Source organism: Micromonospora sp. WMMB482 (assembly GCF_019038635.1).
In the GTDB taxonomy this organism is placed as follows: Bacteria; Actinomycetota; Actinomycetes; order Mycobacteriales; family Micromonosporaceae; genus Micromonospora; species Micromonospora marina.
In genome coordinates this window covers 5258751-5282633 of record NZ_JAHOPD010000020.1, presented here as the reverse complement: position 1 = coordinate 5282633, position 23883 = coordinate 5258751, and the positions used below count along the sequence as shown (strand labels likewise).

Genomic DNA, 23883 nt, shown 5'->3' with positions numbered 1-23883 from the left:
TCCTGTCATCCCGGCCCGACCGGCAACCTCGCGGAAAGGCGTGACGTGGTCCCTCAACGGAGAAGGCCCGAGGCGAGTCCGCTGAGCATCTCCGTGGATCGATCCGACCCGGCCGTCCCGGTGGTCGCCGTCGGCGGTGACCTGGCGTACGCCACAGCGGGCCCGCTGCGCGCCGAGATCGACCGGCTGCTCGCCGGGTACCCGACGACGCTCGTGTTCGACTTCGGTGACCTGCAGTTCATGGACAGCACCGGCCTGTCCGTGATCGTGCACGCCTGGCGGGAGGGCCAGCAGGCCGGCACCGCCATCGAGCTGCGCGCGGTCCCGCGCTTCCTGGAGACCATCCTCGACCTGACCGGCGTCACCGGTCTGCTCGACCGCTCGCCGGTCGACGACGCCGCCGGCCAGCCCGTGCCGGGTTCGACCGCGTCCGCGTGACCCCGGGGGTTTCCCGGCCGTGCCCGGCTGGGAACATGGAGGCGTGCCCGCCCAGATGCTGACCATCGAGGTGGACCGGCTCGACGCCGGTTCCGCCCGGGTCCGGCTGGCCGGGGAGCTGGACTTCGACACCGCGCCGGAACTCGTCGAGGCCGTGGCCGACCTGCGCCGCGCCGGCTGTCAGGAGCTGGAACTCGACTTCGCCGGGGTGAACCTCTGCGACTCCTCCGGGCTGAGTGCGCTCGTGGTGATCCACCGGGCCGGCACCGGGGCGATCCGCCTGCTGAACCTGAACCCACAGGTGCGGCACCTGCTGGACCGCACCGGCCTGGCCGAGCTGCTGGCCGCGCCGCCGCGCGACCTGACCGGCGAGGCCCGCGAGGTGGGCTGACCCGTCCCACGGCGCCCGCGAGGCGGGCTGACCCGACCGGCGGACAGGGGTGGCCCCCGACCCTGGGACCAGGGGCCGGGGGCCGGGAGGATGGCTCAGGCGGTGGGCGCGGTCTGCCGGTGCGGCGCCTCGTCGCGCGACCGCCCCGCGAGCGGAGGCTCGACGTCCTCCGGCGCGCCGGAATCGGGCGTCAGGAACAGATAACGGACGAAGTCCCCGCTCATGTCGTCGTCGTCCGCCCCGGGCCACTGCCCGACACAGTCGACGCCGACCACCTCGCGTCCGCTGCCGTCGTGGTGCTCGAGCAGGGCCCAGAGGGTCACCGGGTAGGAGCGGGTGGCGTCCGGGCCGATCCGCCAACGGGCGTACCAGCCGGGACGGGCGGGGACGATCTCCACGATCCGTTTCATGTCGACCTGCCCTTCCGCGTGCGTCGGAAGTTGTCCGGTCCGTCCGAGCCTGCCGCCCGCCGGGGTGAGCGCTCCTCACCCGCAGCGAATGAAGCGTCCGACGGGCGGTCCGCCGTTACCTTCCCGGCAGCGCCGGGAACGCGGTCGGCGCAAGCGCAAACCGACCCAGGAACGAGGTGCGACGATGCGCAAGCAGATGGAGGGCGACAACCAGCGCCGCCGGTCCCTGGCCCGCGAGGCCCGTGAGCGAGGGCTGCGGCCGAGTCAGATCGGCGCCAGCCTGAGCGCGTCCAAGCAGGTCACCTCGCTGGACGAGCACGACCGGTCCGGCCCGCCGCCGGCCGGACGGCACAAGCCGGACAGCACTCGGGGTGGCCCCGCGCCGCCGCCGGTCGCCGTCGCGGAGCGCCCGCGCCCGCTGCCGGACCCGACGCCGTCACCCGGGGTCTCGATGGGCTACCGGGATCTCGTCAACGACGTGAGCCGGCGCGCCGGGGTGGACTTCGCCTCGGCCAAGGTCGCGGCGGAGGGCACCGTGCTGGCCCTGGCCTGCGCGCTGGACGAGGCGGAACGGGAGCGGCTGCTGGAGGCGGTGCCGCTGACCCTGCACGACGTGGTGCCGGTGTACGGCCTGGAACGCCGCCGCGACCTGCCCGGCTTCCTGGCCGAGGTCGGCCGGTACAGCCGCCTCACCCCGGAACAGGCGCGGTATCAGGCCGAGGCGACGCTCGCCGCGCTCGCCGAGGCCGACGCGGAACTGGTCGAGTCGCTGCGCGTACCCGACGAGTTGCGTGACCTGCTCGGGCCGACCGACTTCGGCGGCGGCCTGGTGGGCGCGTCCTCGGCCACCGCGCCGCTGACCGAGGCGGAGCTTCGCGAGGCGCTCGCGACGCTGCCCTACTGGTCCAGCGACCGGCGCTCGCTCGTGCGCACGATCGAGCTGCCCGGCGGCAACCTGGACCGGGTGCTCGACCGGCTGGACCGGCTCAAGTCCGACGTCGGACGCTCGCCGCAGATCGGGCGGCCGGACCCGGACAACGCCGTGCTGACGGTCCGGACCCAGCAGGTCGACGGCGTGACGGCGGCGGACGTGGACCTCGCGCACCGGGTGGACGCGGCAGTCGACGAGGCCGGTGCCGGGATGGCGGCCGGCTGACCCGGCGGCGGAGCGGCCCCGGTCCCACGCGGGCCGGGGCCGCCCGTGGCCCCGCGGTACCGTGTCCCGCCGTGGATCACGACGACACCGAGACCCTGGAGATCGTGGTGGACCCGGCCCGCCCGTCCGGACGCACGCTGCTCGCGGACGGGGTCGAGCAGTCGTACGTGGACGTGGCCGACGCCCGCTACCTGCACTTCGAGTACGTGCGGCGGATCGCCGACGCGATCGACCTGGCCGCCCCGCGCGGCGCGGCGCTGACCGCCCTGCACCTCGGCGGTGGCGCCCTCACGCTGCCGCGCTGGCTCGCGAGCACCCGGCCCGGTTCGGCGCAGCGGGTGATCGAGCGCGATCCGGGCGTGGTCGAGCTGGTCCGGCGGAAGCTGCCGCGGCTGCCGCCGGAGGTGGTGGTGGAGCTCGGCGACGCCCGGCAGACGGTCGCCGAGGAGCCGTCCGGGGCGTACGGCGTGGTGGTGGCCGACGTGTACCGGGCCGCCCGGATGCCGCCGCACGTGGCGGCGGTGGAGTTCGCGGCGCAGGTGGCGCGGGTGCTGCGCCCGGACGGCCTCTATCTGATCAACCTCACCGACCTTCCGCCGCTGGCGCACACCCGGGCCCAGGTGGCCACGCTGCGCGCGGTGTTCGCCGACGTGTGCCTGGTCGCCGACCGGCGGATGCTGCGCGGCCGCCGGTACGGCAACGTGGTGCTCGCCGCGTCTCCCGCGCCGGACCGGTTGCCGGTACGCCGGCTCGCCGCCCGGGTCGCCGCGGACCCGGTGCCCGGGACCGTGCTGCACGCCGCGCCGCTCGACGCGTTCGCCGCGGGCGCCCACCCGGTCACCGACGCCGACCTGGGCTGACCCGGGTTTCGTGTCCCCGGCGCGGGTGGCGGCGCCGGACGAGCGCCGCCGAGGACCGGTCGACGGCGCGCCGGACGCTGATCGTGATCGGTCTGGTCCTCGCCACCGTGGTCGGACTGGCGCTGGTCTGGACCACCCGGCGGGTGCTGGTGTGGGGGCTGGTGGCGGTGTTCTTCGCCGTCGCCCTCAAACCGCTCGTGGACCGTCTCGAACGTCGGGTACGCCGCCGCGCGCTCGCCACGCTGCTGGTGTTCCTGGCCGCGTTCGCGCTGTTCGCCGCGATCGGCGCGCTGATCGTGCTGCCGCTGGTGGACGAGGTGGGCCGGTTCGCCGACCGGGCGCCGGACCTCGTACGCGAGGCGCAGGCCGGGCAGGGTCCGCTCGGGCGGCTGCTGGACCGCTTCGGCCTGCTCCGGTTCGCCGAACCCGGTCGGCTCCGCCGCTACGGCGCCCGGCTCGGCGACCCGACGGTCGGGGTGGTCCGCAGCGTGGTCCAGGCGGTCGCCGCGCTGGTGACAGTGGTGGTGCTGGCGTACCTGATGGTCCTGGAGGCGCCGAAGATCGTGGCCGCCGCGCTGCGGCTCACCGGCGACGGCCCGGCGGCGCGGCTGCGGCGCATCGGGCGCGACTCGTCCCGGATCGTCACCGGATACCTGAGCGGCAACCTGCTGATCAGCGTGATCTGCGGCGGTCTGACGTTCGTCGTGCTGTTCCTGCTCGGTGTGCCGTTCGCCGCGGTGATCGCGCTGACGGTCGCCGTGTTCGACCTGATCCCGCTCGTCGGGGCCACGCTCGGTGCGATCGCCGCGGCCGGCGCGGCGTTCCTGCACTCCCCCACCGCCGGGATCGTGGTGCTGGTCTTCTTCGTCGTCTACCAGCAGGTGGAGAACCATCTGCTGCAACCGGTCATCATGGCCCGCGCGGTCCGGTTGAACCCGTTGACGGTGCTGGTCAGCGTGCTGCTGTCGGTCGAGCTGGCCGGGCTGGTGGGTGCGCTTCTGGCGATCCCGGCGGCCGGCATCGCGCAGGTGCTGCTGCGCGAGTTCGTCCCGGCCGGGCGGCAGGCCCTGCCCCAGCCCGCCGACGGCGGACCGGCGCACCGGCCGCCGGCCGGTGGATGAGAGCCGGCCGGCGGGCGCGTGCGGTGGGGTGCTCAGCGGCGGCGGGCCAGCTCCGGCGACTCGCTCTCCAGCGGCACCGCGTTGGCGGGGACCAGGCCGAGCTGCACGGCGGGCCGGGGCAGCGTCGCGTCCAGCGCCCAGTCGGCCGCGACCCGGGGACGGTTACCGGGCATGGCCAGCAGGTGGTAGCCACGGGTGACGGCCTTGGCCGGCAGCCCGGAAAGCGGCACCTTGAGCGGGTTCGCCGCGGCGTCCTTGCCGCCCAGGTCCACGACCCAGCCCAGGTCGTGGTGCTTGTACGACTTGCGCACGCCCTGGCCGTAGGATGCGGCGATGTTGTGCGCGGCCAGCTTGCCCTGCCGCTGGGCGTGCTGCGCGGTCATCGCGCACACCTGCCCGGGCCGGGTCGGGTCGGGCACGGCGGCGGCGTCGCCGCAGGCGAACACCTCCGGATAGCCGGGGACGTTGAGGAACTCGTCGACCACGAGCCGGCCCTTCTCGGTCCGCAGGCCCAGCTCGGCCACGAACGGGTCGGGACGTACGCCGACGCACCAGATGAGGCTGCACGTCGGGACGTACTCGCCGTCGGTGAGCATCACCCCGTCCGGGGTGGCCTCGGCGACCGAGGTGCCCATCCGCACGTCCACGCCCCGTTTGCGCAGCACCCGGTCGGCGGTGACGGACATCCGCCGGTCCAGTTCGGGCAGCACCCGGGGCGCCACGTCCAGCAGCATCCAGCGCGGCCGGACCTTCAGGTGCGGGCGCTGGGCCATCAGCCGGTCGGTGAACAGCTGTCCGTGCGCGGCCACCTCGGTGCCGGTGTAGCCGGCGCCGACCACCACGAACGTGGTGCGGGCCCGCTGCTCGGCCGGGTCGTCGGTCAGCTCGGCCAGCTCCACCTGCCGGACCACGTGGTCGTGCAGGAACAGCGCCTCGGGCAGGCCGCGGAAGCCGTGGGCGTACTCGGTCACGCCGGGGATCGGCAGCAGCTTGTTGACGCTGCCGACGCTGAGCACCAGCCGGTCGTACGCGAGCTGCCCGTGGTCGCCCTCGATCGAGCGGTAGCCGACCCACCGGTTCTGCAGGTCGACCCGGTCGGCCTCGCCGACCACCACACGCACGCCGTCGAGCGTGCCGGCGAGCGGCACCGCGATCCGGGTCGGCTCCACCACGCCGGCCGCCACCTCGGGCAGCAGCGGCAGGTAGAGGAAGTAGTCGGTCGTGTTCAGCAGGACGATCTCGGCCCGGTCGCGGGCCAGTCGGCGCAACGTCTTGGCCGCGTGGTACCCGGCGAACCCGGCCCCCACGATCACCACCCGTGGTTTCGTCATGCCTTCTGCCGTTCCCGGGCAGACCTGCGACAAACGTGCCCAGGATTCATCCATCAGCAGCTATATGGACATTCCTCGTGATCGGCGCGAGGATGCCGGGATGGGAAACCACGAGACCGCCGAGGGTCGGCCCACGAGGTCCAGCCGGCGTACCTTCCTCACCGCCTCCGCCGCGGCCACCGCCGCCGCCGTCGCCACCCCGCTCACCGCCGCCCCGCTCACCGCCGCCCCGGCCGCCGCCGCGACCGGCGCACCCCCGGGCCCGGGCCGTCCGGCCCGGCCGCAGCGGCCCGGCCGTGAGCTGACCGCGCTGCTGCGCGAGATCGACAGCCGCCGAATCCAGGCCGTCGTGCGCCGGCTCGCCGCGTTCGGCACCCGCCACACCCTGTCCAGCCAGACCGATCCGGTACGCGGCATCGGCGCCGCCCGCGACTGGATCCACGCCCAGCTCTCCGGGTACGCGGCCGCGTCCGGCGGCCGGATGAGCGTCGAACTCCAGTCGTACGTGCAGCAGCCCGCCTCCCGCATCCCCGTCCCGACCACCGTCACCAACGTGGTGGCGACCCTGCGCGGCGACGTCACGCCCGAGCGGGTGTACGTCATCACCGGCCACTACGACTCCCGGGCGACCGACGTGATGGACGCGGTCAGCGACGCGCCCGGAGCCGACGACGACGCCTCCGGTGTGGCGGTCGTGATGGAGCTGGCCCGAGTGCTGGCCACCCGCCGCACCTAGGCCACCATCGTGCTCGCCGCCGTGGCGGCCGAGGAGCAGGGGCTGTACGGCTCGGCGTACCTGGCGTCACAGCTGAAGGCGGCCAGCGCCGACGTGCAGGCGATGTTCAGCAACGACATCGTCGGGTCCAGCACCGCCGACGACGGCACGCGCGACCCGCGTACCGTGCGGGTTGTTCGCCGAGGGCGTGCCGACCGCCGAGACGCCGGCCGAGGCGAGCGTGCGGCAGTCCGTCGGCGGCGAGAACGACTCCCCGTCGCGGCAGCTCGCCCGGTTCGTCACCGACGTGGCCGAGAACGCCGCCACCGGCATGGACGTGCGGGTCATCTACCGGCGGGACCGCTACCTGCGCGGCAGCGACCACATCTCGTTCCTGCGCGAGGGATGGCCGGCCGGCCGGTTCACCGAGCCGAACGAGGACTTCGCCCACCAGCACCAGGACGTGCGGGTCGTCGACGGGGTGCAGTACGGCGACCTGCCGGAGTTCTGCGACTTCGGCTACATCACCCGGGTGGCGCGGGTGAACGCCGCGACGCTGTGGTCGCTGGCCCAGGCGCCGGGCACGCCCAAGGGCGTCACAGTGGTGACCACGAACCTCACGAACGACACCACCCTGCGGTGGCAGCGCGGATCCGAGCCGGACCTGGCCGGTTACGAGGTGGTGTGGCGGGAGACCACCGCCGACCAGTGGCAGAAGGTGCTGCCGGTCGGCGACGTCACCGAGGTGACGATCGACCTGTCCAAGGACAACGTGTTCTTCGGCGTACGGGCGGTGGACCGGGCCGGGCACCGCAGCCCGGCCGCCTTCCCGTAGCCCGGCAGCTGATCGTTGCATGCTGTCGCCCCGGTGCCGGGGCGGCTCAGCCCGGCGCCGGGGCGGCTCAGCCCGGTGCCGAGGCGGTGATCGCCCAGCGTTCGTGGTCGCGCCACGCGCCGTCGATGAACAGGTAGTCCGGGGAGAACCCTTCGAGGCGGAAGCCGAGCCGGCGCGCCAGCCGCTTCGACGGCTCGTTGCCGGGCTGGATGTTCGCCTCCAACCGGTGCAGACCGAGCGGCCCGAACGCGTACTCGATCACCAGCCGCACCCCGGCCGAGGCGTGCCCGGTGCCCGCATACGGACGGAACACCGCATATCCGAGATAGCCGCCCTGCAGCGCGCCCAGCACGATGCCGCTGATGTTCGCGTATCCGGCGATCTGTCCGGTGGCCCGGTCGCAGAACAGGAACCCGGAGCTGTCCCGCCCCCGGATCTTGCGCAGGTACGCCGCGTACCGCTGCGCGTCATCAGGCGCGGATAGCCACGGATGGTGCAGGTCACGGCTGCGCCGGGCGGCGGCGACGAACTCCGCCTCGTCGGCCGGACGGGACGGCGGATCGCGACGCGTCCGTCACTGCGCAGATATCGCACGCTCCCACTCTCACCCACCACTTCCACGCCGGCCCACCCGGGGCCCCCGCACGACGTCCCCGCCCCGGCTTACGCGATCTTGCACTTCGGGCCCCCAGGATGCCCGCTTTGCGGCGGCTTGCCGGGCACCGAACTGCAAGATCGCGCGCTGCTGAGAGCGGGGGCGCGATCTTGCGGCTTGGTGCCCGGCGAACCTCGCGAAACGGGCATCCGGCGGGCGGCAGGCGCAAGATCGCGCGAGAGGGCGGTTGGCCCTCCCGGGAGGCGGGATGGTGGTTTCGCCCATCGGGACCGGACCCGTGGCTGGAACGCCATGGGTGTCAAACGCGGGCGGAGACACCCATGGCGTTCCACCCGGCACGGGTCGGCGGTGATGTGCCGGCAGGCCGGACAGTGCACGTTCGACGGCACACGCCGGACAGCAGGCGCGACCGGCCGGCAGCGGACGAGCCCGGGGTGGGTCGTTCGCGGGGCATCGGCGGGAGTTCTGGGGCGTGTGCCCGGTTCCGTGCCACGTTGTGGTGATAGGTGCCATCGTCAGGGCGGAATCGGTGGCGGGCGCGGGGCGTTGTACATGGCTGACCGCCGAGGCACCGGGTCGACCACCGGCCCACCAGCCGTGAGCAGGTCAGGGAATGGCCCCGGCCCGGCCGTCGTTACATCCCCGAGCCGCGGAGCAGGCCCCCAGGGCCGCCCGCGCGCCAGCCCTCGACGGGCACCCCCAAGACTTTCCCCCTTTCGCGGCACCCCCGCCGCGTCATCCCCCATTTCAGGGAGGCAACCATCATGGCTACCACTCTGCTGCGCAAGACCGTTCTGACCGCTGCCGGTATCGCCGCCACCGCCGGTGGTATCGCCGGCCCCGCGATCGCCGCCCACGCCGCCCCCGCCCAGAAGACCACCACCATTGCGGTGGCCGACCGCAATGGCCACGGCGAGCGGGAACTCGACGTGCGCTACGAGGCCCAGCCCAACTTCTACTTCTGCGGCCCCGCCGCCGCCCGCAACGCCCTGTCCGTGCAGGGCAAGAACATCGACGTGCACGCCATGGCCCGCGAGATGGGCACCACCGAGGCCGGCACCAACAGCATCAACGACATCACCCCCGTGCTGAACAAGGAGACCGGCGCCACCGACGCCTACAAGTCCGTCGAGATCAGCACCCCCAAGGCCGACGACAAGCAGACCGACACCCTCCGCGCCGACGTGGTCAAGACCGTCGACGCCGGCCGGGCCGTCGTCGCCAACATCGCCGGCACCGCCACCGACACCGACGGCACCACCCACTCCTTCGAAGGCGGCCACTACATCAGCGTCATCGGCTACCGCGACAACGGTGACACCGTGACCATCGCCGACAGCGCCGACCCGAACACCGCCACCTACCGGATGAGCATCGACAACCTCGCCGACTGGATCGCCACCCGCGGCTACAGCACCAGCTGACCACCGCCGCACCAACGGCTTGCAGAGCAAGAGCATCGCAGCCAGCGAGGCGAAGCACGCATCGAAGGGCCCGACCCCACCACAGGGGCCGGGCCCTTCGCGCGTATCCAACGGCTGCCTGCCTGTCACCTCGCCGTCACGCCGGTGTCGTCACCCGGACGGCTCGCTCCACCACGCTGGGTCGCGCCGGATCGTCCGGGCGACCGTGAAGGAGCAGCTGTGGCAGCCGAGGAGGCGACGCACCGCCCACCGACCACGCACCGCCCGGCCGCGACGAGCCGCCCCGACGTGAGCGTCGTCGTGCCGGTCTACAACACGCTGCGCTACCTGCGGTCCTGCCTCGACTCGGTGCTGCGGCAGACGATCGGCCCGGACCGGATGGAGATCGTGGCGGTGGACGACGGGTCCACCGACGGCAGCGGCCGCCTGCTGGACCGGTACGCCGCGAGGCATCCCGGCACGGTGCGGGTGGTGCACCAGGCCAACTCCGGTGGCCCGGCGGCGCCCTGCAACAGAGGACTCGACCTGGCCACCGGCCGGTACGTCTTCTTCCTCGGCTCGGACGACCGGCTCGGCCCGGAGGCCCTCGAACGTCTGGTCGCCGCCGCCGACCGGTACGGCTCGGACGTGGTGCTCGGCAAGGTGGTCGGCGTCAACGGCCGGCACGTCTTCTCCGACGTGTTCGCCGGCGGCAACGCGGTCGACGTGAGCCTGTTCGACTCGGCGCTGCCCTGGTCGCTGGCGAACACGAAGCTGTTCCGGCGCGACCTCGTGGACCGGCTGGGGCTGCGGTTCCCGGAGGACATGCCGGTGCTCAGCGACCAGCCGTTCACGCTCGCCGCCTGCTACCACGCCCGGCGGATCTCGGTGCTCGCCGATCACGACTACTACCACGCGGTACGCCGGCTGGACGCCCGCAACATCACCTACCACAGCCGGATCGAGCAGCGACTGGTCAGCGTGGAGCGGCTGTTCGCGCACGTGGCCGACCTGATCCCCGCCGGAGCGCGCCGGGACGCGGTGCTGCGCCGTCACGTCGGGCTGGAGCTGGCGAACCTGGTCGGCGACGACTTCCGGCACCTGGACCGGGCCGCGCAGGAGCGGGTGCACGCGACAGTCGCGCGGCTGGTGCGGCGGCACGTCACCGACAGTCTGCGGGACGGGCTCGACATCGAGGCCCGGCTGCGCCTGGGCGCCGTGACGGCGGGCGGGGTCGACGACCTGCTGGCCGTCATCGAGCAGGACAGCGGCCGGGGCGTGCCGGCGACGGTGTTCGCCGGTGACCGCTGGCACGCGGGCTATCCGGGCGCCCCGGCCCGCTGGACCGACGTCACCGACGTGCGCGCCGACTGGCTGGCGCGGCTGGACACCGTCGACGTCAGCTGGGCCGACGGGCACACGCTGACGGTGACCACGCGTAGCCCGTACCCCCGGTTCGCCACGGAGGCCGGGCCGGTGCGGATGCTGGCCGGTCCGGTCGTCGGCGCCACCCGGATGGACGCCGGTGATCCGACCGGCCGCACGCTCCGCACGGACTTCGCCCTCGACCGGCTCCTGGCCGCCGGCTCCGCCAGCGGGCAGCGCCACCCGGTCCGCGCCGAGGTGGACGGCGGTCACGGGCGCGGCCGCGCCGCGGTGCGCGCGCCTCGGCTCGCCGCCGGGCGGCCCCGGCTGCTGCGGCACGGCGCCCGGCTGTACGGGGTGGCGGCGACCGTCGACCCGCGCAACGGCCAGCTCGTGCTGTCGGTGGTGCCGGTGACGGTGGGTCAGCTCGTCGGGCGGCTGCGCCGGCGCGGCGCGGCCCGCGCGCGGGTGTCAGCGCGCGGGCCGGAAGCCCGGCTCGGCCGCCATGGGCACCTGGAGGTACGTGGTGCCGCGCAGGTCCAGCCAGGCCCGCTGCGGCGCGCGGACCAGCCGCACCATGACCCCGGAGCAGGCAGGGCAGCGCCCGACCAGGCCCGGGGCGTGCGAGTAGACGTGTAGCCCGGCCATCGGGCCGGTCGTCCCGCAGGTGTCGCAGCGGCCGGTGGTGGCGCTCAGGTCGACGGCGAACAACTCGCGCAGCGGTCCGTCGAGCATGTTGCCATCCAGGTAGGACAGGTCGGTCATACGCCCTCCTCGGGTCTCAGCCGGTCGGGCCGAACCGTTCGGTCCGCACGCGCCGGGTCGGGTGACCCAGCCCCACCAGCAGGTCGGCCACGGTCTCCACGAATCCGGTGGGGCCGCACACGTAGCACAGCGGCTCCAGGTCGGGCGGCCAGCCGTGGCTGTTCACGTCGGCCAGGCCGATCCGGTGCGGCTCGCCACGCCAGCCCTCGGGCGCGGACCGGGTGTAGACGTACGCGACGTCCAGGCCCTGGTCGTCGCGCGCGCGGCGGCGCAACTCGTCGGCGTAGATGACGTCGTCCGGGGTGCGCACCGAGTAGACGAGCCGGAACGGGGTGCGACTGCCCGCGGCGCGGCGTGCGCGGACCATCGCCATCAGCGGCACCACGCCGGATCCGCCGCCGACCAGCAGCACCGGCGCGGTGTCGTCGGTACGCCAGACGAACCAGCCGCCGACCGGCCCGCGTACCTCCAGCGGGTCGCCCTCGGCGTAGGTGTCGGTCAGGTACGGCGACACCTCGCCGTCGGGCACCCGCTGCACCGTCACCTCGATCCGCTCGCCGTCGGCGGGGCCGGCCAGCGAGTACGACCGGGCGGCCTGGTAGCCGTCCTCGGCGGTCAGGCGCAGGTCGACGTGCTGCCCGGGCAGGTGCCCGGGCCAGCCGGGCACGTCCAGCACCAGCGTCTGCGCGGTGGGCGTCTCGATCCGCCGCTCGACGAGCCGGGCGACCCGCCACATCAGCGGCGCGACGCGGCGGCCCTGCGCCTGCGCCGTCATCTCAGTCGCCCTGGTAGCGCTGCTCGCGCCACGGGTCGCCGTAGTCGTGGTACCCGGCGGTCTCCCAGAAGCCGGGCCGGTCGTCGACGAGCAGCCGGATGCCGTGCACCCACTTCGCCGACTTCCACAGGTACAGGTGCGGTACGAGCAGCCGCGCCGGCCCACCGTGCTCGGCCGGCAGCGGCCCCCCGTCGTACGTGTGCACCACCCACGCCCGGCCGCCGCGCAGGTCGTCCAGGGGCAGGTTCGTGGTGTAGCCGCCGTAGGAGTGCGCCAGCGCGTACCGCGCGCCGGTGTCGACGCCGTCGAGCAGCGTGTCCAGGGAGACGCCCTGCCAGGTGGTGCCGAATTTGGACCAGCGGGTGACGCAGTGCAGGTCCACCGTCGGGGTGTCCTGCGGCAGGCCCATCAGCTCGTCCCAGGACCAGCGGTACTCCGCGCCGGTCTCACTGGTCAGCACGAACTCCCAGGTGTCCAGCGGAACCCGCGGCGTCGGGCCGGCGGAGAGCACTGGGAAGTCCTCGGTGAGGTACTGCCCCGGCGGCAGGTCGGAGGCGGACGAACGGGGCCGGCCCTGGAAGCCCGGCGAGACGATTCCCACTCGTCAGTCGTACCACCGCCGGGCACGCCGGGGCAGCGGTTCCCACCGAGTCAGGACGAGCCGCCGCCCGACACCTCCTGCACCACCGTGCGCTTGCCGTCGCCACTGTCCCGGGTGGCCCGGAGGCTGGTGATGGTGACGATCACCAGGACGCCGACGATCACGCCGAGCGAGGCCAGCGTCGGGATCTCCGGCACACCCTCCCAGATGCCGTGCGCCCAGTGCAGGCCGAGCTTGAGGCCGATGAACGCCAGGATGACGGCCAGACCGTAGCTGAGGTGCACCAGCCGGCTCAGCGCGGCGTGCAGCACGAAGTAGAGCGCACGCAGACCCAGCAGCGCGAAGGCGTTCGTGGCGAAGACCAGGTACGGATCCTCGGTGATGCCGTAGACGGCGGGCACCGAGTCGACGGCGAACACGATGTCGGTGGCCAGCACGGCGACCACGACGAGCGCGAACGGGGTGAGCGCCCGGCGGCCGCCCTGCCGGATCGTCATCCGGGTGCCGTGGTACTCGTGGACGACCGGCATGAACTTGCGCAGCAGACGCACCGACCGCATCTTGTTGATGTCGACCTCCTGCTCGTGCCCGGAGAGGGCGTCGCGCAGCAGCTTCACCGCGGTGGCGATGAGGATGAGCGCGAAGAGCAGGAAGGCGAAGTCGAGCGTCTGGAGCGCGGCGGCGCCGAGCGCGATGAACACGCCGCGCAGCACCAGGGCGCCCGCGATGCCGTAGAGCAGCACCCGCTGGGCCAGTACGGAGGGCACCGCGAACGCGGCGAGCAGCAGCATGAAGACGAACAGGTTGTCGACCGACAGCGACTTCTCGACCAGGTAACCGGTGAGGTACTCGATGCCCTGCCGGCTGCCCCAGCGGGACCAGATCCAGGCGCCGAAGGCCAGCGGCAGGGCGATGTAGAAGGCCGACCAGCCCAGCGCCTCACGGATGGAGACCTCGTGCGGCCTACGGGTGACCAGGAAATCCAGCACCAGCAGCACGAGCACGCCGACGATCGTCACCGCCCACAGCGTGGGCGTACCGACCGACGACAGCTCGGACGCAGCCAGGGGGGACAATTCGGGCATGGAACCTCCTCGAACACCGTGTCATGTTCGAGGTCTCCTTCACCCACTTTTCGTGGGCAACCACCCGGGGCTCGCCTCGGCGGCTCGCCGTACTGACCGGAATGATTCGTGGGAAGTACTCCCCTCGCCTGCACAAGGCTAGGTCACCGCCGGACCGGACGCCAAGTCGGGACACGGATGCTTGCCCTGGTCAACCAACTGTGCGCCCGCGGAGGGCGTGGCGCGAGGTCACCCGGCCCCCTATGGTGACGCGGGTGACCAACCAGGGACCGTTGACCGGCGTACGGGTGATCGAACTGGCCGGCATCGGCCCCGGTCCGTTCGCGTCGATGATGCTGGCCGACCTCGGCGCCGACGTGGTGCGCGTCGACCGGCCCGGCGGCGGCGGGTTCGGCGCCTTCCCCGGCGACCTGCTGAACCGCAACCGCCGCTCGATCGCGGTGGACCTGAAGCAGCCCGCGGGGCGTGACCTGGTGCTCACCCTGGCCGCCGGCGCGGACGCGCTGGTGGAGGGATTCCGGCCCGGGGTGACCGAACGGCTCGGCCTCGGCCCGGACGACTGCCTCGCCGCCAACCCCCGCCTGGTGTACGGGCGGATGACCGGCTGGGGGCAGCACGGGCCGCTGGCGCAGCGCGCCGGGCACGACATCGACTATCTGGCGCTGACCGGCGCGCTGCACGGGGTGGGCCGGGCCGGGGAACGCCCGGTGCCGCCGATGAACCTGCTCGGCGACTACGGCGGCGGGGGCATGATGCTGGCGCTCGGCGTGGTCGCGGCGCTGTACGCGGTGCGTGGCGGCGCGCCCGGCCAGGTGGTCGACGCGGCCATCGTGGACGGCGTGTCGGTGCTGGCCACCCAGATCCACGCGCTGCGCGGCATCGGCCTGTGGCAGGACCAGCGCGGGGTGAACCTGCTCGACGGCGGCGCGCCGTTCTACGACACGTACGAGTGCGCCGACGGGCGGTACGTCGCGGTGGGCGCGCTGGAGCCGCAGTTCTACGCCGAACTGGTCCGGCTCACCGGCTTCCCGCTCGACGCGTCCGAGTCGGCCGGCGCGGACGTGCCGGACGACGCGCTGGACCGGGACGACCCGGCGAACTGGCCGGCGCTGCGGGCCGCCTGGGCGCGGCTGTTCCGCACCCGGAGCCGGGACGAGTGGACGGAGCTGCTGGCCGGCACCGACGCCTGCGTGGCCCCGGTGCTCGACTGGGCCGAGGCCCCGGCGCATCCGCACCTGCGCGCCCGGGACGTCTTCGTGGCGCCCGACGGCGTCACCCAGCCCGCTCCCGCGCCGCGCTTCTCGGCCACCCCGACCTCCGTCCGGCGCCCGCCGCCGTCACCGGGCGAGCACACCGACGAGGTGCTGGCCGACGCCGGGATCGACACCGGCCGGATCGCCGCGCTGCGCGCCGCAGGTGTGATCGGCTGACCGCCCGCTCACCGGCGGTTCGCGGCCGCCGGGGCGAGGGCCGGTTCCACCATGTCCCGGTAGTCGCGGGGGAACTGGACCACGACCTCCTGGAACTCCCCGCCGCGGATCGCCTCGCGCATCGTGACGAACACCGCGCGTACGGCGTCCCGGGCGGTGTTCTCGTCGCAGTCGGCCCGGCGGGCGACCCGGGCGACGAACTCCGCCGCGCCGAACCGTTCCGCAGCCTCGTCGCGCGGATACGGGCTGAGCAGCCCCTGCAGCGGTTTCGGCAGCTGCGCGGCCAGGTCCAGCACCTCGCCGCCGGTCAGCCGCTCGGCGAACGTCTCCAGCGTGGCCCGGGTGAGCGTGGCGGCCCGGTCCTCGCCGGTGCCGGTGAGCCGGGCGACCCGGCTCACGAAGGTCAGGTAGTGCATGCGTGGTTCCCCCTTCGGTGCGCCCACCGCGGCTACCCGCGACGGCGCGCCGGAAACGGCGCGGGTCACCGGCGCGAGGCGGCGCAGGATTTCCGCGCTCGGGGGCGTGAGGGGCGACGCGACGGGTAACCGCCGCCCGGTCATGACCCCGACTACTGCCACGAGGAGCCCGACCCATGGCGAGTTACACGGATGTCCTTGACTACCTGTCCGCGCTGGACTATCCGGCCGGCAAGGACGACGTCATCCGCGAGGCGGAACGGGAGGGCGCGCCCCCGGACGTGTTGCGGGCGCTGCGCGCGCTGCCCCCGGTGGACTACGCCAACGGCACCGAGGTGGCCCGGTCGGCCGGCATCGACGCGGCTCCCGAGGTGAGCAGGTCGCAGCGCGCGGCGCAGGCGCGGGACAACCACCCGCGCGTGTCGCAGCACCTGCGCGGCATCTGAGCACGACGGCGGGCCGGCGGGCGACACGGCCGCCGGCCTCCGCGCGTGCCGCAGCCCCGGCGTGCGACAGTCCCGGATGGGCGGTCGTGCGTACCGGCGTGTGGGAGGGTCCGTCTGCTCCTGGACAGGCGAGCGCCCCGGGTCACGAACCGCGACCTGGGGCGCCACGCAGCACCTGTCCTCCGCGATTCACGCCCGAACCGGGTCGCGACCGCGCAGCGGTGAGATGTTCGCCCGAACCGGGCGGGCATCGCTGCCACGATCATCATACGACGCAGCATCAGCCGAACGGGTGAGAATCGCGGAATTGTGGCCGGGCGCACGCCGACGCTCAGGCGGTCACCTCGGCGTACCGCCGCTCCAGGTCCACTCGCGCCAGCGCTCCGACCAGCCACGACAGCTGCTCCGACTCGCCGCTTCCGGTCAGTCCGGCGAGGTCACGCGCGGTGCGGCCCAGCCCGAGCCGCCGGGCCGCCGCGAGCGCCCGCCGGTCGGCCACCGGCGCCGCCTCGCGCCACAACGCCTGCGCCTCGCGCAGGAACAGGTCGCACACCTCGTCGTCCACTCCGGGCAGCGCGGTCAGCAGCCGTCGTTCCTCGCCCGGGTCCTGGTGCGCGGCGGTCCGCAGCCGGCGCAGGTCGCCCCGGTACGTCTCGACGACGGTGCGGGCCAGGTCGCCGAGGGTGTCGGCGATCGCGGCCAGGTCACCGCGCAGCCCGGCGGCGCGCAGCACGCGTACCCGGTCCTCGTGCCGGGAGCGGGCCATCCGGGCTGCGGTGTCCCAGCCCGCGTCGCGCAGCGCGGTGGCCGCGTCGACGGCCCGGTGGAAGTCACCCCGGCGGGCCAGCAGGACGGCCAGGTACAGCACCTGGAACAACTGGGCCGGGTTGTTCGTCACCCGGAACCCGAAGCACTCGGCGAACCCGCGGCCGTCTCCGGCGAGCCGGCGGGCGAGCCGCTTCCTGTCCGCGACGTCGCGCGGGGCGTTCTGTGTCGGCATGCCGCCGACTACCCCGGCGACGGCGCGGCATTCGGGTACGGCGGTCAGCCGCGCACGTCGCCGCTGCGGTCCCGGGCCTTGAGCCGGGTGGTGGGCAGCGCGGGCGCGGGCAGCGGCGGCGCCGCGTCGTCGGCGACCACGCCGAAGCGGCGGCCGGCCATCCAGTCCTCCCGGGCGGTCACCACCTCCTCGTGCGAGCGGCCGACGAAGTTCCACCACATCACCAGCGGCTCCTCGAACGGGGTGCCGCCGAGCAGCAGCAGCCGGGTGCCCGGCTCGGCGCGCAGCGTCAGCGCTCTCCGCCCGAGGCCCAGGTAGAGCAGCGCGCCGGGAGCCAGCGCCGTGCCGTCGCACTCGGCGGCCCCGGACATGGCCAGCAGCCCGTACTCGAAGTCCGGACGCAGCGGCAGCGCGGCCGGCACCGGCCCGCGGACCTCGATCTGCGCGCCGACCAGCGGGGTGTGCACGACCGCAGGCGAGCGTTCCCCGCCGAGCTCGCCGACGAGCAGCGTGACGTCCAGGTCGCCGTCGCGGAAGCGGGGCAGGTCGGCGTGGTGGGTGAAGGCCGGGTCACCGGTGCGGGCCGGGTCGGGCAGCGCCACCCACAGCTGCACGCCGTGCATCAGCGGCGGGTGCACCAGCGGGGAGCGCTCGGAGTGGGCGATGCCGCGCCCGGAGGTCATCACGTTGAGCTGGCCCGGCCGGATGGGCTGCACGTTGCCGAGGCTGTCTCGGTGCAGGATCTCCCCGTCGAGCAGCCACGTGACGGTCTGGAGCCCGGTGTGCGGGTGCGGCGGCACCTCCATGCCGGGCCGGTCGGCCACGTCGTCGGGCCCGAAGTGGTCGACGAAGCACCAGGCGCCGACCATCCGGCGCTGCCGCTGCGGCAGCAGCCGGCGCACCGTGGTGAAGCGGCCGAGCGGGACGTCGTGGCCGGGCAGCAGCACGCTTCCCGGGTCGGTCGGGCCGGTGCCCGGTGGGAGCGTCTGCGCGGGCAGGGATTCGGTGCGGTCCACCGCCCCGACTGTACGCTCACTCCGCGGTGACGCTCACCGCGTTCGCGCCTCCGACCAGGTCGAGGTAGAGCCGATCGGCGGCCCGGTCCCAACCCGGTGAGCTGACCAGGTCACCGGCGGCGATCCCGCCGCGGCGCTCGTCGTACAGGGTCAGGGAACCGGCACCGGAGGCCACCCGCACCCGGACCGGCGGCGCGCCCGGCACGGTGACTGTGAGTTCGCTGACGCCGCCGGTCATCCGGACGGTGAGCGAGCCGTCGAGCCGCGGCAGCAGCAGCCGGGTACGCGCCGCGCCGCCGACCAGGTCGACCCCGGCGAGCCGGGCCTCGCCCAGGTCGAGGCGCTGCTCGCTGACGCCGCCGATCAACCGCAGCCGCCAGGTGACCCGGGAGTTGAGCACCACCTCGGCGGCGGCCGGGCCGGGTCGGCCGTTCTCCTCGATCCGCAGCCGGACCCGGTCGCCCTGAAGCTGCGGGCGCGGCGTCACACCCGAGCCGTCCGGCGCGCCGATCCGGTAGAGGTCGTCACCGAGGTCGGCGGCCCGCAGCGTGAACCGGCTCAGCCCGTCGACCAGCTCGAACCACGCGCGTTGCCGGTCGCCGCGAGGCGCGGTGAGCGTCTGGGCACCGGCCACCTCGGCGGCGCCCGCCCCGCCCGAGCCGCCGCTCCCGGTGACCGGTGACGGCGGCGCGCCGCCGGAGAAGACCACACCGAGACGAGCCGGGTTGGACAGCGTCACCGCCACCGCCACCGCGCCGAGCACCACCACCAGCACCGCGGCGGCGGCCAGCAGCCGGGCTCCGCCGGACCAGCGGGGCCGGGTCAGGTCGGGGTCGTCCTCGGATGCGGTCATGGTCGTCCCCTCTCGCCGGTCCCCACCGGGTCATACGTCCGCGTCGGCGTCTCGGTTCATTCCCCCTCCGGTACGCGAGCGCACCTTGCCGGCACACGCGGCCAGCACGGCGTGCGCGTCCAGCCCGAGACTCTCGATGGCGACCAGCGCGGTGAACGCCACGTCGGCGAGTTCGGCGGCGACCTCCTCCCGGGTGTGCGTCACCCCCTTGCGCGGGTTCTGCCCGAGCAGGCCGATCCAGGCCGCGGCGACCTCGCCGGCCTCCTCGCCGATCTTGAGAATGCGACAGGTCAGTTCGGTGTCGCCGCGGCCGTTCGCAGCGTCGAGCCAGGCGCGCGCGTCCCGCGCCGTCGTCCAGATGGTGACGTCCACGCGGACCAGTGAACCGCACCCGCACACCGTTCGTATCCTGGGGCGACGCAGCCGGGGGCCCGCGTCCCAGGCGAGAGGAGGTGCCCGAGATGCCGGAGACCGTCGAGTCGGTGTTCGCCGGCGTGGTCGCCCGGAACCCGGGAGAGCCCGAGTTCCACCAGGCGGTCCGCGAGGTGCTGGAGAGCATCGGTCCGGCGCTGGCCCGGCATCCGGAGTACGCCGAGGTGGTCGAGCGCGTCTGCGAGCCGGAGCGGCAGGTCATCTTCCGCGTGCCGTGGGAGGACGACCAGGGCCGGGTGCGGGTCAACCGCGGCTTCCGGGTGGAGTTCAACAGCGCGCTCGGCCCGTTCAAGGGCGGCCTGCGCTTCCACCCGTCGGTCTACCTGGGCATCGTGAAGTTCCTCGGGTTCGAGCAGATCTTCAAGAACGCGCTGACCGGGCTGTCCATCGGCGGCGGCAAGGGCGGCGCGGACTTCGACCCGAAGGGCCGCTCCGACCGTGAGGTGATGCGGTTCTGTCAGAGCTTCATGACCGAGCTGTACCGGCACATCGGCCCGCAGACCGACGTGCCGGCCGGTGACATCGGGGTGGGCGGCCGGGAGATCGGCTACCTGTTCGGGCAGTACAAGCGCATCACCAACCGGTACGACGCGGGCGTGCTCACCGGCAAGGGCCTGGCGTACGGGGGCGCGCAGGTGCGCCGGGAGGCGACCGGGTACGGGGCGGTGTTCTTCGCCGACGAGATGCTCCGCCGGGCCGGGGACGGCCTGGCGGGCAAGCGGGTGGTGGTGTCCGGCTCCGGCAACGTGGCCGCCTACGCGATCGAGAAGGTGCACCAGCTCGGTGGCACGGTGGTGGCGTGCTCGGACTCCGGTGGCTACGTGGTCGACGAGAAGGGCATCGACCTGTCGTTGCTGCGCGAGCTGAAGGAGCAGCGCCGGGGACGGCTGGCCGAGTACGCGGAGCACGCGCGCAACGCGGTCGCGGTCCCGGACCGCACCGTGTGGGAGGTGCCCTGCGACCTGGCGCTGCCCTGCGCCACGCAGAACGAGATCGGCGGCGCGGAGGCGGCCGCGCTGGTCGCGGGCGGCTGCGTCGCGGTGGTGGAGGGGGCGAACATGCCCACCACGCCGGAGGCGGTGCGGATCCTCGACGGGGCCGGGGTGCGGTTCGCCCCCGGCAAGGCCGCCAACGCCGGCGGGGTGGCGGTGAGCGGGCTGGAGATGCAGCAGAACGCCAGCCGCGACACGTGGACGTTCGGCGAGTCGGAGCAGCGGTTGCGCGAGATCATGCGGGACGTGCACGACAGGTGCTGGGCGACCGCTGAGGAGTTCGGCCTGCCCGGCGACTACGTGGCCGGGGCGAACATCCAGGGGTTCCGGCGGGTGGCCGAGGCGATGCTGGCGCACGGACTGGTCTGAGCGGGGTCGCGGGACGGACGCTGACGGAGCGATCACTCAGCGATTGACAGCTCTCGACACCCGGGCCTAAGTTCAGGGCGCTACCGGCCGGTAGGCATCCGTCCCGCGTCGTCACCCCCGTCCCGGGGTGGCACCCGTCCCCCGGGGAGCAGCGATGCAGCCCTCACCCCTGCGCCGCCGGCTGCTCGCCGCCGCCACGGCCGTCGCGCTGGCCCTCGGCCTGGCCGGCGCGGCGCCCGCCGGCGCCACCGGCCGTGACGACGGCAACGGCCCGTTGCCCGGCTACACCATCGTCAACCCGCCGCTGGCGCCGCTCGTCGTCGGCGGTGCCGCCACCACCGTGCGGCAGGGTGTGCACGCCAACGCCGGGTACGTCATCGAGATCCCGGCGCGCTGGAACGGCGAGCTGGTGATGTGGGCGCACGGCTACCGCGGTCAGAGCACCGAGCTGTCGCCGGAGCCGCCCGCCTTCGACCTGCGGCAGCGCCTGGTGGCGCAGGGGTACGCGTGGGCGTCGTCGTCGTACGACCGCAACGGCTACGACGTGCGCTCCGGCGTACGCAGCACCAGGGCTCTGGCCGACCTGTTCAGCCGGACCGTCCGCCGCCCGCACCGGGTGCTGATCGCGGGCGTGTCGATGGGCGGTCACGTCATCGGCCGGTCACTGGAGCAGTACCCGGGCTACTACGCCGGGGCGCTGCCGATGTGCGGGGTGCTCGGCGACCAGGAGCTGTTCGACTTCTTCCTGGACTACAACCTGGTCGCGCAGGCCCTCGCGGGGGTGCGCGCGTACCCGACGCCGCCCGACTACCTGACCTCGGCGGTGCCCCGGATCCAGGTCACGCTCGGCCTGGCCGGGCTGACCCCGGGCGGCCCGGACACCACGAACCACCTCGGCAAGCAGCTGCGCGCCGTCACCGTCGAGCGCTCCGGCGGGCCGCGCCCGGGCGCCGACGCCGCGTTCGCGGTGTGGAAGGACTTCCTGTTCGGCATCGCGGTCAGCGAGGCGGACGGCTCCCCCGCCCGGCGGCCCGGCCAGCTCGCCACGAACCTGTTCACCAGGTACACGCCGAACCAGCCGGTGAACCTCAACGCCACCGTGCAGCGGGTCGCGCCGGAGAACCTGCGCCAGCGGCTCTCGCCCGGCCTGACCGAGGTGCCCCGGATCGCCGGGCGGCCCACCGCGCCGGTGCTCAGCCTGCACGGGCTCGGCGACCTGTTCGTGCCGTTCGGGATGGAGCAGGCGTACGCCCGGGACGTGGCCCGGCACGGCCGGTCCCGGCTGCTGGTGCAGCGGGCCGTACGCACCGCGCAGCACTGCGAGTTCAGCCCGGCCGAGGCCGGCGCCGCCTGGGACGACCTGACCCGCTGGGTCCGCACCGGCAAGCGCCCGGCCGGTGACGCGGTCACCGACCGGCGTGCCGTGGCGGCGCCGGACTTCGGCTGCCGGTTCAGCGACCACGCCGCCCGGGCCGCCGGCGCCGGCACCCGCCCGCTCTACCCGCCCTGCTGATCCGGCCCGGTCAGTCCTCCGCCCGGCCGTACCAGCCGCCGCGGTAGACGGTGCCCTGCGGGGCGGTCTCCGGCTCCAGCTGCGGCTCCGGCTGCGGCGGCACGTCGCCGGCCGTGCGGCGGGAGCGGCGGACGCGGCTGACCACGAACCAGCAGACACCGGCCACCACGGCCACGATGACGACCTTCTGGAACGTGCCCGCGTACGCCTCGACCACGTGCCACTGCTCGCCGAGCAGGTAACCGGCGAGCACGAACGTGGTGTTCCAGATCAGGCTGCCCAGCGCGGTGTAGAGCAGGAAGACCGGCACCGGCATCCGTTCCACTCCGGCCGGGATGGAGATGAGACTGCGGAAGATCGGAATCATCCGGCCGAAGAACACCGCCTTGACGCCGTGGCGCAGGAACCACGCCTCGGTGCGGTCCACGTCCTCCAGCTTGATCAGCGGCAGCCGCGCGGCCAGGGCGCGCATCCGGTCCCGCCCGAGGGCCGCGCCGATGTAGTACAGCGCCAGCGCGCCCACGATCGACCCGAGTGTGGTCCAGACGATGGCGCCGACCAGGCTCATCCTGCCCTGGCTCGCGGTGAAGCCGGCCAGCGGCAGGATCACCTCGCTCGGGATGGGCGGGAACAGGTTCTCCAGGGCAACCGCGAGCCCGGCGCCCGGCCCACCGAGGCGTTCCATCAGGCCGGTGACCCAGCCGGTCACTCCGTCGCCGGCCGGTTCCGCGGCCCGCGCGGTGCTCACCCGGGGGACGGCGAGCAGCTGTGCGTTTCCGATCATCCGTCCAACGTTACGGGGCGAAGCCGCGAACGGCCACGCGTCATGGAAGCCATTACCGTGTACGTCATGCGTACGCCGTTGCGGATCGCCGTCGCCCAGCCGCTGACCCGCTCCCACGACGTCGAGGGCAACGCCGCCCGGCACGCCGACGCGGTACGCGCCGCCGCGGCCCGCGTGGTGGTGTTCCCGGAGATGTCGCTGACCGGGTACGAGCTGACCGCCGCTCCGCTGGACCCGGCCGACCCGAGGCTCGCGCCGCTGCGGGCGGCCTGCGCCGAGACCGGCACGCTGGCGCTGGCCGGGGCACCGGTGCCCGGGCCGCACATCGGGGTGCTCGCCGTCGACGCCGAGGGCGTACGGGTGGCGTACCGAAAGATGTTCCTGGGTGGCGCGGAGCCGCGGCACATGCGACCGGGCCGGGAGCCGGCGGTGCTCGAACTGGACGGCTGGCGGCTGGGCCTGGCGGTGTGCAAGGACACCGCAATGCCGGAGCACGCGGCGGCGACGGTGGCGCTGGGCGCGGACGCCTACCTGGCCGGGGTGCTGGAGTCGGCCGACGACGCGGCGGTACCTGAGGAACGCGCCCGCCGGGTCGCCGCCGCGCACGGCGTGTGGGTGGTCACGGCGAGTTTCGCCGGTTCGACCGGAGGCGGGTACGCGCGCGCCGCTGGTGGTTCCGGGATCTGGTCACCGGCGGGTGAGCCGGTGGTCCGCGCCGGCACGGGCGCCGGCGAAGTGGTCACCGGGGCGCTGCACTGAGGACGG

Annotated in this window: 25 protein-coding genes and 2 pseudogenes; 14 read left to right on the top strand and 13 right to left on the bottom strand. The window is 74.0% G+C overall.

The annotated features are described in order from the left end of the window. Positions 1-93 precede the first annotated feature (93 nt). Both KSK32_RS25830 and KSK32_RS25825 read left to right on the top strand, forming a co-directional pair. Positions 94-438: an STAS domain-containing protein gene (locus KSK32_RS25830; protein ID WP_216933545.1), complete on the top strand. Its 345-nt coding sequence runs from the start codon at positions 94-96 to the stop codon at positions 436-438. A gap of 43 nt (positions 439-481) precedes the next feature. Further along, a complete protein-coding gene (locus tag KSK32_RS25825; RefSeq protein WP_289256396.1) occupies positions 482-829 on the top strand; it encodes an STAS domain-containing protein in 348 nt (115 codons plus the stop codon). 95 nt (positions 830-924) lie between these two features. Here the strand turns inward: KSK32_RS25825 and KSK32_RS25820 are convergent, their stop codons facing one another. Continuing rightward, positions 925-1239, bottom strand: coding sequence for a hypothetical protein (locus tag KSK32_RS25820; protein ID WP_216933543.1), 315 nt, complete (start codon positions 1237-1239; stop codon positions 925-927). 184 nt (positions 1240-1423) lie between these two features. On the opposite strand from KSK32_RS25820, the gene KSK32_RS25815 reads away from it, so the two are divergent. The 3 genes from KSK32_RS25815 (at position 1424) to KSK32_RS25805 (ending at position 4376) form a co-directional block, all read left to right on the top strand. Continuing rightward, positions 1424-2395 carry a DUF2267 domain-containing protein gene (locus KSK32_RS25815; RefSeq protein WP_216933542.1) on the top strand — a complete coding sequence of 324 codons (972 nt, stop codon included), beginning with the start codon at positions 1424-1426 and terminating at the stop codon, positions 2393-2395. Between the two features lie 71 nt (positions 2396-2466). Further along, positions 2467-3255 carry a spermidine synthase gene (locus KSK32_RS25810; protein ID WP_216933541.1) on the top strand — a complete coding sequence of 263 codons (789 nt, stop codon included), beginning with the start codon at positions 2467-2469 and terminating at the stop codon, positions 3253-3255. 83 nt (positions 3256-3338) lie between these two features. After that, positions 3339-4376, top strand: coding sequence for an AI-2E family transporter (locus KSK32_RS25805; RefSeq protein ID WP_289256395.1), 1038 nt, complete (start codon positions 3339-3341; stop codon positions 4374-4376). 32 nt (positions 4377-4408) lie between these two features. Here the strand turns inward: KSK32_RS25805 and KSK32_RS25800 are convergent, their stop codons facing one another. Continuing rightward, complete coding sequence (locus KSK32_RS25800; protein WP_216933540.1) at positions 4409-5707, bottom strand: NAD(P)/FAD-dependent oxidoreductase; 1299 nt, start codon at positions 5705-5707, stop codon at positions 4409-4411. On the opposite strand from KSK32_RS25800, the pseudogene KSK32_RS34660 reads away from it, so the two are divergent. Beyond that, positions 5706-6521, top strand: a pseudogene (locus KSK32_RS34660) (M28 family peptidase); the annotation flags it as partial. The gene KSK32_RS25800 and the pseudogene KSK32_RS34660 sit on opposite strands and share 2 nt — an antisense overlap. A 94-nt stretch (positions 6522-6615) precedes the next feature. Beyond that, complete coding sequence (locus KSK32_RS33615) at positions 6616-7257, top strand: hypothetical protein (protein WP_254187188.1); 642 nt, start codon at positions 6616-6618, stop codon at positions 7255-7257. Positions 7258-7324: 67 nt separating this feature from the next. Here the strand turns inward: KSK32_RS33615 and KSK32_RS25790 are convergent, their stop codons facing one another. Then, on the bottom strand, positions 7325-7756 hold the full coding sequence (locus tag KSK32_RS25790; protein WP_254188598.1) for a GNAT family N-acetyltransferase: 432 nt from the start codon (positions 7754-7756) through the stop codon (positions 7325-7327). 881 nt (positions 7757-8637) lie between these two features. Here KSK32_RS25790 and KSK32_RS25785 point away from each other — a divergent pair. After that, positions 8638-9297 carry a C39 family peptidase gene (locus tag KSK32_RS25785; RefSeq protein WP_216933539.1) on the top strand — a complete coding sequence of 220 codons (660 nt, stop codon included), beginning with the start codon at positions 8638-8640 and terminating at the stop codon, positions 9295-9297. Positions 9298-9516: 219 nt separating this feature from the next. Beyond that, entirely contained in the window at positions 9517-11280 is a 1764-nt protein-coding gene (locus KSK32_RS25780) for a glycosyltransferase (protein WP_216933538.1), read from the top strand. Here the strand turns inward: KSK32_RS25780 and KSK32_RS34655 are convergent. The 4 genes and pseudogenes from KSK32_RS34655 to KSK32_RS25765 all read right to left on the bottom strand — a co-directional run. Beyond that, positions 11206-11376, bottom strand: a pseudogene (locus KSK32_RS34655) (DUF6510 family protein); the annotation flags it as partial. The gene KSK32_RS25780 and the pseudogene KSK32_RS34655 overlap by 75 nt on opposite strands. Positions 11377-11422: 46 nt before the next feature. Beyond that, positions 11423-12181 (bottom strand): ferredoxin reductase, encoded by a 759-nt coding sequence (locus KSK32_RS25775; protein WP_216933537.1) that lies wholly within the window; start codon positions 12179-12181, stop codon positions 11423-11425. A 1-nt stretch (position 12182) separates the two neighbouring features. Further along, positions 12183-12782 (bottom strand): sulfite oxidase-like oxidoreductase, encoded by a 600-nt coding sequence (locus KSK32_RS25770; RefSeq protein WP_216933536.1) that lies wholly within the window; start codon positions 12780-12782, stop codon positions 12183-12185. Positions 12783-12832: 50 nt separating this feature from the next. Then, a complete protein-coding gene (locus tag KSK32_RS25765) occupies positions 12833-13867 on the bottom strand; it encodes a TerC/Alx family metal homeostasis membrane protein (protein WP_216933535.1) in 1035 nt (344 codons plus the stop codon). A 242-nt stretch (positions 13868-14109) separates the two neighbouring features. On the opposite strand from KSK32_RS25765, the gene KSK32_RS25760 reads away from it, so the two are divergent. Then, a complete protein-coding gene (locus KSK32_RS25760) occupies positions 14110-15297 on the top strand; it encodes a CaiB/BaiF CoA-transferase family protein (RefSeq protein WP_216933534.1) in 1188 nt (395 codons plus the stop codon). Between the two features lie 8 nt (positions 15298-15305). Here KSK32_RS25760 and KSK32_RS25755 read toward each other — a convergent pair whose 3' ends face one another. Continuing rightward, positions 15306-15713 carry a DUF2267 domain-containing protein gene (locus tag KSK32_RS25755; protein ID WP_216933533.1) on the bottom strand — a complete coding sequence of 136 codons (408 nt, stop codon included), beginning with the start codon at positions 15711-15713 and terminating at the stop codon, positions 15306-15308. Between the two features lie 176 nt (positions 15714-15889). On the opposite strand from KSK32_RS25755, the gene KSK32_RS25750 reads away from it, so the two are divergent. Then, complete coding sequence (locus KSK32_RS25750; protein WP_013285970.1) at positions 15890-16159, top strand: DUF2795 domain-containing protein; 270 nt, start codon at positions 15890-15892, stop codon at positions 16157-16159. Positions 16160-16490: 331 nt separating this feature from the next. On the opposite strand, the gene KSK32_RS25745 is transcribed toward KSK32_RS25750, so the two are convergent. The 4 genes from KSK32_RS25745 to KSK32_RS25730 are packed head-to-tail and all read right to left on the bottom strand — an operon-like array spanning position 16491 to position 19400. Next, a complete protein-coding gene (locus KSK32_RS25745) occupies positions 16491-17159 on the bottom strand; it encodes a hypothetical protein (RefSeq protein ID WP_216933532.1) in 669 nt (222 codons plus the stop codon). A 44-nt stretch (positions 17160-17203) separates the two neighbouring features. Beyond that, a complete protein-coding gene (locus KSK32_RS25740) occupies positions 17204-18175 on the bottom strand; it encodes a pirin family protein (protein WP_216933531.1) in 972 nt (323 codons plus the stop codon). Between the two features lie 16 nt (positions 18176-18191). After that, the gene (locus KSK32_RS25735; RefSeq protein ID WP_216933530.1) at positions 18192-19028 is read right to left on the bottom strand and encodes a hypothetical protein; all 837 of its coding nucleotides are present in this window, start codon (positions 19026-19028) and stop codon (positions 18192-18194) included. A gap of 30 nt (positions 19029-19058) precedes the next feature. After that, positions 19059-19400 (bottom strand): MazG-like family protein, encoded by a 342-nt coding sequence (locus KSK32_RS25730; protein ID WP_216933529.1) that lies wholly within the window; start codon positions 19398-19400, stop codon positions 19059-19061. Positions 19401-19489: 89 nt separating this feature from the next. Here KSK32_RS25730 and gdhA point away from each other — a divergent pair, with 89 nt between their 5' ends. Further along, a complete protein-coding gene (gdhA, locus tag KSK32_RS25725; protein ID WP_216933528.1) occupies positions 19490-20821 on the top strand; it encodes an NADP-specific glutamate dehydrogenase in 1332 nt (443 codons plus the stop codon). A 154-nt stretch (positions 20822-20975) separates the two neighbouring features. Next, positions 20976-22334 (top strand): S9 family peptidase, encoded by a 1359-nt coding sequence (locus KSK32_RS25720; RefSeq protein ID WP_216933527.1) that lies wholly within the window; start codon positions 20976-20978, stop codon positions 22332-22334. Between the two features lie 10 nt (positions 22335-22344). Here KSK32_RS25720 and KSK32_RS25715 read toward each other — a convergent pair whose 3' ends face one another. Continuing rightward, the gene (locus tag KSK32_RS25715; RefSeq protein ID WP_216933526.1) at positions 22345-23118 is read right to left on the bottom strand and encodes a DedA family protein; all 774 of its coding nucleotides are present in this window, start codon (positions 23116-23118) and stop codon (positions 22345-22347) included. A 66-nt stretch (positions 23119-23184) separates the two neighbouring features. On the opposite strand from KSK32_RS25715, the gene KSK32_RS25710 reads away from it, so the two are divergent. Then, complete coding sequence (locus KSK32_RS25710; RefSeq protein ID WP_216933525.1) at positions 23185-23877, top strand: carbon-nitrogen hydrolase family protein; 693 nt, start codon at positions 23185-23187, stop codon at positions 23875-23877. Positions 23878-23883: the final 6 nt, after the last annotated feature.